Annotated in this window: 8 protein-coding genes; 3 read left to right on the top strand and 5 right to left on the bottom strand. The window is 43.2% G+C overall.

Annotation, left to right across the window (positions count from 1 at the left end):
• Positions 1 to 398: patatin-like phospholipase family protein (locus tag PX482_RS10680; RefSeq protein WP_288122425.1), on the bottom strand; the 398-nt coding region annotated here is incomplete at its 3' end.
• Between the two features lie 414 nt (positions 399 to 812).
• The gene (locus PX482_RS10675; protein WP_288095371.1) at positions 813 to 2102 is read right to left on the bottom strand and encodes a glucose-1-phosphate adenylyltransferase; all 1290 of its coding nucleotides are present in this window, start codon (positions 2100 to 2102) and stop codon (positions 813 to 815) included.
• 206 nt (positions 2103 to 2308) lie between these two features.
• Here PX482_RS10675 and PX482_RS10670 point away from each other — a divergent pair, with 206 nt between their 5' ends.
• The 3 genes from PX482_RS10670 (at position 2309) to PX482_RS10660 (ending at position 5811) form a co-directional block, all read left to right on the top strand.
• On the top strand, positions 2309 to 3673 hold the full coding sequence (locus PX482_RS10670) for a collagen-like protein (protein WP_288122426.1): 1365 nt from the start codon (positions 2309 to 2311) through the stop codon (positions 3671 to 3673).
• A 314-nt stretch (positions 3674 to 3987) separates the two neighbouring features.
• On the top strand, positions 3988 to 4983 hold the full coding sequence (gene dusA / locus PX482_RS10665; RefSeq protein ID WP_043999335.1) for a tRNA dihydrouridine(20/20a) synthase DusA: 996 nt from the start codon (positions 3988 to 3990) through the stop codon (positions 4981 to 4983).
• 15 nt (positions 4984 to 4998) lie between these two features.
• Entirely contained in the window at positions 4999 to 5811 is an 813-nt protein-coding gene (locus PX482_RS10660; protein ID WP_041804084.1) for a DUF362 domain-containing protein, read from the top strand.
• 377 nt (positions 5812 to 6188) lie between these two features.
• On the opposite strand, the gene PX482_RS10655 is transcribed toward PX482_RS10660, so the two are convergent.
• From PX482_RS10655 to PX482_RS10645, 3 genes are all read right to left on the bottom strand, one after another.
• The gene (locus tag PX482_RS10655) at positions 6189 to 6539 is read right to left on the bottom strand and encodes a Rieske (2Fe-2S) protein (protein ID WP_002731942.1); all 351 of its coding nucleotides are present in this window, start codon (positions 6537 to 6539) and stop codon (positions 6189 to 6191) included.
• 8 nt (positions 6540 to 6547) lie between these two features.
• Positions 6548 to 7129, bottom strand: coding sequence for a DUF1997 domain-containing protein (locus tag PX482_RS10650; protein ID WP_012265857.1), 582 nt, complete (start codon positions 7127 to 7129; stop codon positions 6548 to 6550).
• 871 nt (positions 7130 to 8000) lie between these two features.
• Positions 8001 to 8418: RNA-guided endonuclease TnpB family protein (locus PX482_RS10645; RefSeq protein WP_288122423.1), on the bottom strand; the 418-nt coding region annotated here is incomplete at its 5' end.

The following is an 8418-nucleotide window of genomic DNA, read 5'->3' as shown; positions in this document are numbered from 1 at the left end:
TGATCAAAGTTGGTAAAGCGACTGCGTAAACCGTAGGTAGCTATAGAAAATAAGGTTTTAGTAATCGGAGAGGAAGGACTGAGATTATACTGGGGAATTAATCCTTTGCTGGCTAATTCTAGGGTTTTAATGGCTGAGTCATTAAATAGTTGTTCTTGGGGAGTTCGAGCGCTATTATCTTCCCAAAAATCAATCATTCTTTTCCAAACGACGCTATCACCTTTTTTGAGAGCATACCAGGTGAAAAATGCACAGATAGCACCGCCAGAAGTACCACTGAGACTGACAATATTAAAGTAATCTTGCACTTTATTGTCAAATAATGCTTTCAAGGCACCGGCAGTAAAAGCAGTTTGACTACCACCTCCCTGACAAGCGATCGCGATTTTGGCTTTCATAAATATCCTTTGAATGGCTTCTATCTAAGCCCTAGGCTTTTAATTTAAGGTTAATTGAAAACCTAGAATCAGAGCCAAAAATATAGAAATTTTTCTGATTTTCAGAAGAGCTGCTCGGTAGATGTTGCCATCACTTCTAGAAAAGGATAAGTAGGTAGGTATTAAAAACTTTCAGATGCCCCCTTATTAAGGGGGGATTAAGGGGGGACTAAGGGGGGATCGGCACCCCCCTTATTAAGGGGGGCAGGGGGGATCGAACCTAAAATCCATTTTTAATTTAATTATAACCAGCTACTTATGGTTTCAAGGGAATTGTCTAGGTAATTAGCTGAAGCCATCAGCCTGCGGCTATATCCAAGCGATAATAACTAGAAAAATGGAAAAACTGATAACTGATAACTGATAACTGATAGATTAAATCACCGTCCCGTCGGGAATAGTGGCATTTTTGAAAATAACCACGATGCCGCTGCGAACATAGAAACCTAAATCTTCGCGATTAGCTTCTTCCACACGATCTTTGTTAACAATTAAAACATTGGAACCAATGCGAGCATTTTTGTCCACAATTGCCCGACGAATAGTGGAACCGGGGCCGATACCCATGGGAACTTTGCCATCTCGGACGAGACTTTCCCGTTCGGGGAAAGACTCATAAAAGTCGGCTCCCATCAGCATTGTATCCTCGATCGTGCAGTCTTTGCCGACTCGACTACGAATACCTAAAATCGAGTGATGGATGCGACATTCTTTGAGAATACAACCTTCAGAAATCATCGATTCTGTCACCGTACAATTGAGCATTTTTGTGGGTGGCAGATAGCGAGAACGGGTATAGATGGGGGCTTTTTCATCGTAGAAACTAAAGGCGGGATTTGGTTGTTGAGTCAGGGCGAGATTAGACTCATAAAAGGCTTCAATCGTCCCGATATCTTCCCAGTAACCCTTAAATAAATAAGCCTGAAGATTGTAGTCTTTAGCGGCCGAGGGAATAATTTCCTTACCGAAATCGGTCTGTTCTTTATTGGCATCGAGCAGATCGATTAAAACATTCTTTTTAAAGACATAAATTCCCATGGAAGCGATGTAGGGACTTTGACGGGCTTGGTCGGGACTTAAGCCTAAAATCGTCGTATCTACCCGCATTCTTTCCAATTCTGCCCCTTTGGGTTTCTCATAAAAATCGACAATTCGCCCCGAATCATTAATTTTCATCACCCCAAAAGCGGAGGCCCGACGTTCATCGATGGGAACCACCGATAAAGTGATATCGGCGTTGGTTTCCCGATGGCGTTCGATGAACTTGCTGTAGTCCATGCGATAGAGATGATCTCCCGAGAGAATTAGATATTCATCGATATCCCAATCCTTCATCGTCCAGATGTATTGTCGTACCGCGTCGGCCGTGCCTTGGAACCATTGAGGATTTTCCATGGTTTGTTGAGCGGCCAAAACTTCCACGAAACCATCACTAAAACCCGTAAAATTATAGGTACGATTGAGGTGACGATTGAGGGAAGCGGAATTAAATTGCGTCAACACATAGATTTTGTCAATCTGGGAGTTAATACAATTGCTGACGGGAATATCGATTAAGCGATATTTTCCCGCTAGGGGGACGGCAGGTTTTGCCCGCAGTTTCGTTAACGGATAAAGGCGAGTTCCAGCCCCGCCACCTAAGATAATAGCTAATACTTTTTTCACGCGCGTAACCCTCGCGATTGGCTGTTTCCTTCTCAAAGTAAGTGTAGGATGATAGCGCACCTTATTGATAGAGGGGAAACAAAAATCTAGATCTAAAAGTCATCAAGAGGGAATTGATCGGAGTCTTTGCGGATAAATTCGCTAAAATCATGAATTTTTGGGCTAAATCATTAATATTCACCTTTTTTCTCCCTTTACCGTACCTAATGCCCGCCACGGTGACAGGCGATCGCTGTTCTTGGTTAGCCCAAGGTTCCGATGTACAGACTTTCGGTAAACAGGGCCAAAGTGGGAAAGCTGGCAAGGTCGGCAGCCAAGGCAAAAATAGTGACAGTTTAACCCTTTTTCTCGATGGTTCTCCCCTAAAACTCGATATTTCAGGACAAAAAGGGGTCGATGGTGAAAATGGCAGCAATGGCAGCGATGGCAACTGTAGCGGTCAACCAGGCAACGTAACCAGAAATCTCCAGGCGGCCGGTGGTGGTAACGGTGGCAATGGGGGTGATGGGGGTGATGGGGGCAATGGCGGCGCTTTAACCCTCTATGCCACTAATTTAGATTTTTTAAGACAAGTAACGGTCAATGCGGCCGGAGGCGCTGGGGGTTTTGGGGGTCAGGGAGGCCAGGGGGGCAAGGGTTGTCGCTGTTCCCAACCCTTCTGGACAATTCAAACCTGCAGCGGTAGGCCGGGTGATGCCAATTATAGCTGTACCACCAGAGAATTTAGCTGTCAGGATGGTCTCGATGGGGCGACGGGTAATAGTGGTCGTAACGGTCGCGAGGGTCGTTTAGGACAGTTAACTTTAATTCAAATCGATCGCCCTTTAACTGCCGATCAACCGAGCGCAACTGTTCCCCTGTCGGAGTTAAAAGAACGGGGTTATATTCTCTCTAAAAATAGTTGGGAAACTCGCACTGGGGCAGTGTCTTTATTTTCCCCCGGTTCCCTGATCGATGATCAATATCGGATTTTATTAGATCGATCGGAACGTTCTTTTATTTTAATTTGGAATGCGCCCCAAGAGTTTAACCGGTTTGCTAATCAGCGTTTTACTTTAACCCTCGATGATCAAAAGGAAATGAAGGTAACTGTCCCCAGTGAACTCTGGATCGAGGGAACCACTCAAAAACGCAATAATGTTACGGAATTTGTCGTTTATAATGCTGTTTTTGAACGAGATGTCACCCAATTAGAAGCAAAAGGTATTACAGGAAATGGTACTGATTTAAGGCTTTTTCTCGAAGATAAAGCTTCCCAATCGAATTTAATCGGCACTAAATTTAAAGTGCGTTATCGCGTCACTCGTTGGCAAGCAGACGACCTGCAAACCAGTCCCAGAACTGATTTTGTCACTCGCTATGAAGGAGATATGCCCGCTAATTTAGTCCGACAGGACGGCAATCAATTTATTCTGGATATCGGTCAATTACCCTTACCTGTGGAATCTTTGCGATCGGGTACTGGGGTAGAAATCGAGTTACTTGCTACGCGTTCTTTTGCTGGTTATTCCAAAGAACAAAAAATCGTCATCCGCGACACGATTAAAGGATCAAATATCCTGCGGAGATAAGTCAAAAAAGTCCCCTTCTCCTTTCTCCGGTGCAGTGTTAACCAGTAATTTAGATAGTCAACTTAAGTAGCTGGTTATAATTAAATTAAAAATAGATTTTAGGTTCGATCCCCCCTTAGTCCTAGGGTTGATTCATAGTAGGGTTGATTCATGAATCAACCCTACCCTTAGTCCCCCCTTGATAAGGGTGGTGTCTGATAATTTTTAACGCCTACCTACTTACCAAAAAGCTTTAAAATATGTTGAGAGGAAGACTGGTTATTCTCTGGGGTTCACCAGAGAATGTCCCGATCAGCGAAAAAATCAAGGGGAAAATGGGCAGTATTTTAAGTGTGGCGCCGATGATGGATTATACCGATCGCCATTTTCGCTATTTTTTGCGACAAATTAGCCGTCGTCCCCTTCTCTACACGGAAATGATCACGACGATGGCGATCAAACACGGCGATCGCTATAAGTTGCTGGGGTTCTCCCTAGCAGAAAAACCTCTAGCTTTACAGTTAGGGGGTGATAATCCCTATCTTTTGGCAGAATGCGCTAAAATAGCCGAAGATATGGGTTATGACGAGGTAAATCTCAATGTGGGTTGTCCTAGTTCTCGGGTAAAAGAGGGCAATTTCGGCGCTTGTTTGATGGCTAACCCGGAATTAGTCGCTAGGGGAATATCGGCAATGAATCAAGCTGTATCGATTCCCGTGACTGTAAAACAGAGAATTGGCATTGATGATCAGGATAGTTACGAAAATATGGCCAATTTTGTCCGTATTGTTGCGGATGCGGGTTGTCAACGTTTTACCATCCATGCGCGGAAAGCTTGGTTACAGGGATTAAGTCCCAAGGAAAATCGCACCGTTCCCCCCCTACGTTACGATGATGTTTATCGCCTAAAAAATCAGTTTCCCCATTTGTTTATTGAAATTAATGGCGGTATCATTAATTTAGAACAGGCTAGACAACATTTACAATTAGTAGATGCAGTTATGATCGGTCGGGCAGCCTACGATAATCCCTATTTATTTGCCACAGTCGATCGAGATTTTTATGGGGAATCGGTTACTCCTCCTACCCAGGAAGAAGTAATCAAAAAAATGCTTCCCTACATCGATGAGTGGGTGAGTAAAGGTTATAAATTACACCAGATCAGCAAACATCTTTTACAGCTTTTTGCCGGTCAGCCCGGAACTAAGGCCTGGAAGCGTTATATTAGTGAAAATAGCCATTTTCCTGGGGCCGATTCCGGGGTAATCTGGCAAGCTTTACAGCAGGTGAACTCCCTAAATGATCTGGCTAATCTGTCAATTTCCCATTGATTTATTTTCTTTTCTATGATTACCCAATCCTCAATTACTGCCGGGGTAAAAAATTCAGCTATGGCGGATTTTGTTTATCAACCTCCCCCGGCAGCTATCACAGCTAAACGTATTTTAATTAAACCTAATTTAGGTTATCCTGTGCCACCACCAGTAACGGTTAGTCTGCCGGTATTAAGTCAAGTTTTGCGAGGATTGAGAGGGGTAAATCCAGGGGCAGAAATTATCTTGGTAGAGGGAGTATGTTCGGCTATTTCTTTGAGAGAAATTATCGATATTTTGGGAGTAAAATCTATTCTCGATCCTGGAATAACTATTCTTGATGCTGATAGTTTACCCCAGCAAGAATATCCGAATCTTTCCCCTTTTCCTGTCCGTTTTCCCTCGATGTTTGCCCCTACAATTATCGAAGAAGTGGATTGTCGGATCACGATTGGAACCTTAAAACGCACCCATTTAAAGGATAAACCCCTGATTTCTGCTTCTTTAAAAAATCTCTATGGACTCTTTCCCCGTAGTCATTATAAAGCCCGTAGTCCCAACTCGCGGGGGCAATTACATCGCCCCTCCGTACCGCTAATTTTACAGGATGTTTATTTTTGTATCGGTCATCTTTTTGATGGGGCAGTGGTGGACGCTAATCTCAAATATTTTAGTAGTAATTGGCGACCGGATCGAGGAAAATCTATTCCTGTCGGTCAGGTGTTTTGGGGTGATGATATGATTAGCGTGGATCGCAGTGCTTGTCTGTTAGGTGATGAACCGATGCCAAGTTATTTAGATGCGATCGATTTGCTTCGTTCTCAACTTTTAAACGGAACTAATTAGGGTTTGCTGAAAAAGTTTCTTGGTGGGGTTAGGAGTCGGTCGCCGGTCGTCAGGAGGGGAAGTCAGAATAAAAGAATGACCTCGCGCAATCCTGTTTAAAAAATATACAGGAGAGTGGGGATCACTGGAGCGGGGTAGGGTTGATTCATGAATCAACCCTACCTGGAATCAACCCTACCTGGAATCAACCCTACCTGGAATCAACCCTACCTGGAATCAACCCTACCTGGAATCAACCCTAGGAGCGGGGGAGGGGAACAGTCTATAACTGGGTTTTTACGGAAGCGATCGAGGTAGGGTTTGGCATTCTCCAAGATTACCCCATTGTCGAGTGAACTGCTCTTTAGGTTGCCCAAAAACCCCCCTCGGTGAAGATGTCAAGCGTCTATCCAGATGCTGCCGTCTTCGATGCGAAGGGGATAAACGGGTAAAGCTTGGGGTTGAGAAACTGCCGCCATCGCTTTGTTAACCACAGGGGGCCAGGTAATCCAGTCTTTGACAGCACCACTACAGAGATCAAAAGAACTACGATGCCAGGGACAAACGATCGCGCCGTCTTCGGTAATTTTGCCCTTCGTCATCGATAATTTTAAATGAGGACAACGATTACCGACGGCGTGGAATTGACCGTTATTGTTAATCAACAGAATGGAATTTTCCCCCACTTTTACCACTTGACGGGCGCCGGGGGCAAGGGAATCTACAGATAATACTTTTGTCCAACTCATATTTTTATTTAACTAAGGGAGAGATCGAGAATCGTTTCGGGGTAATTTTGGGCAATAATGTCCTGTTTAGCCCATTGTTGGTAATCTTGCAACAATTGACTCATTAAACGCTGTTTAATCCGCAATAAAACCCCTTTTAAGAGACTATTACCGGCGATTTCTAACAGCGGACGCGGGGTTAACCATAATGGTGGTGGTAAGGCGACTTTCACCTCAAGATTGGCTTTTCCCGCTAGATAGGTTTGATTATTTTTTTCCACAGGAGCGAGTTTGCCTTTAACATTGAGGCTAAAGCGATCGTTGATATAATCAATACCTTTGATCTGACAGTCTTCTGATTGCAAAAATATCGTCCCCTCAGAGGTGGCCCAGACATTAAGAATAACCGTGGGCTGAAAATAGTACATATTCAAGAAGTTTAGGGGACGCATTTTTAGGCGAAACCGATTCTCGGACAAGTGTTCCGTTAAGTTAGTCTCAACGATAGCCTGTACTAATCTTTGCGGTTGACGCAGATAATGCTGAATCGGGATGGTTTGTTCAGCAACAACAATTTCTAGGGATTCGGCAGCGGTAAAAGTTACTTCCATAAGTTGGCTATCTTAAATTTGTCTCCCTTCTTAATTTTACTTTACAAAACTTATACTTTTCGACGGTCCAGATGTAGAAATTTTATCGCTAAGAGGGGACACAAACCAGATTTTTGCCCAAAGTTAGGCCTTTTTCAGTGATCAGTGGGGGGTTTTAAGTCAACAGTGGGGGAGAAGGGGAATTATGAATTATGAATTATGAAGTGGGAAGAATAAATAAAAATAATCTCCTGACTCGGAGAATTCTAACCCAATGGTAGATGTTGGATTTTTCCAGGAGTTCTATTTTCCGACAAAGATAAGCAAAAATTATCTATTGACTCCAAAAGCTTGAGAATATTTAAATTAACATTCCGCAATATTTACAAATTCTTAAGAATTAATTGAGAAAAATTTTTATTTAACGACGATGTTGTCATGGTTAGAGCGATTTGATATAATTTCATATTGGGCTATTTTGTGCTTTTTTGGGCAGCAATGGTTGAAACCCTTGCCACACCTACAAGGTAATCCTAATTAAAACGGGTAAATTAGTCAATTTCACCGACAACGATGATCTTTTTTTTGTGTAGTTTTATTGCAAAAAAAAAGTTTTTTTGACAAAAAGCACAAAGTGTGATACGAAACGAACGTATTTCTGGCTGCCAGTAGTTATTGCAGAGTGGGAGTTGGGGAGAAGGGAAAAGAGAGAAGGGAGTAGGGGAATTATGAATTATGAATTGGGGAGATGGGTGATGGGGAGATGGGAAGTGTCGTGAAGTTAAGTCCAAAAGATCAACAGGCTCTACAATGATAACAAGTGAGACCTCTAGGGAAAGGAAAATAATCTTGACATCCTCGCCGCCGTAAAACGGACGGCGATTCCCAAACCTCACGATTTGGGTTTCTGCTTCTTTCCCTTGCGGGGTTCCGCACCTGCCTTAACAGATTTACTCTGTTCTGGTCTTATGGTCGCTCTACAGACTGACACCGCAAGCCCTGCGGCCAAAATATTTTTACTGGCGTTAATATCTCGGTCATGGTGCGTCCCACAGTCTGGACAATCCCACTCTCGAATATTTAACGGCATTTTTTCAGCAATATACCCGCAATTACTACATCTTTTAGAGCTAGGAAACCATCTATCTATTTCGATGTAATTTCTTCCATACCAACGGCATTTATAGGCTAATTGTCGGGTAATTTCTCCCCAACTAACGTCAGATATTGCCTGAGATAATTTCGGGTTTTTGACCATATTCTTAACGGCTAAGTTCTCAACCACAATCGTTTGGTTTTCACGGACTAAT

Origin of the sequence: Microcystis sp. M53602_WE12 (assembly GCF_030065455.1) — a bacterium.
GTDB classification, from domain to species: domain Bacteria; phylum Cyanobacteriota; class Cyanobacteriia; order Cyanobacteriales; family Microcystaceae; genus Microcystis; species Microcystis aeruginosa.
This window is presented reverse-complemented; position numbering and strand designations above follow the sequence as displayed.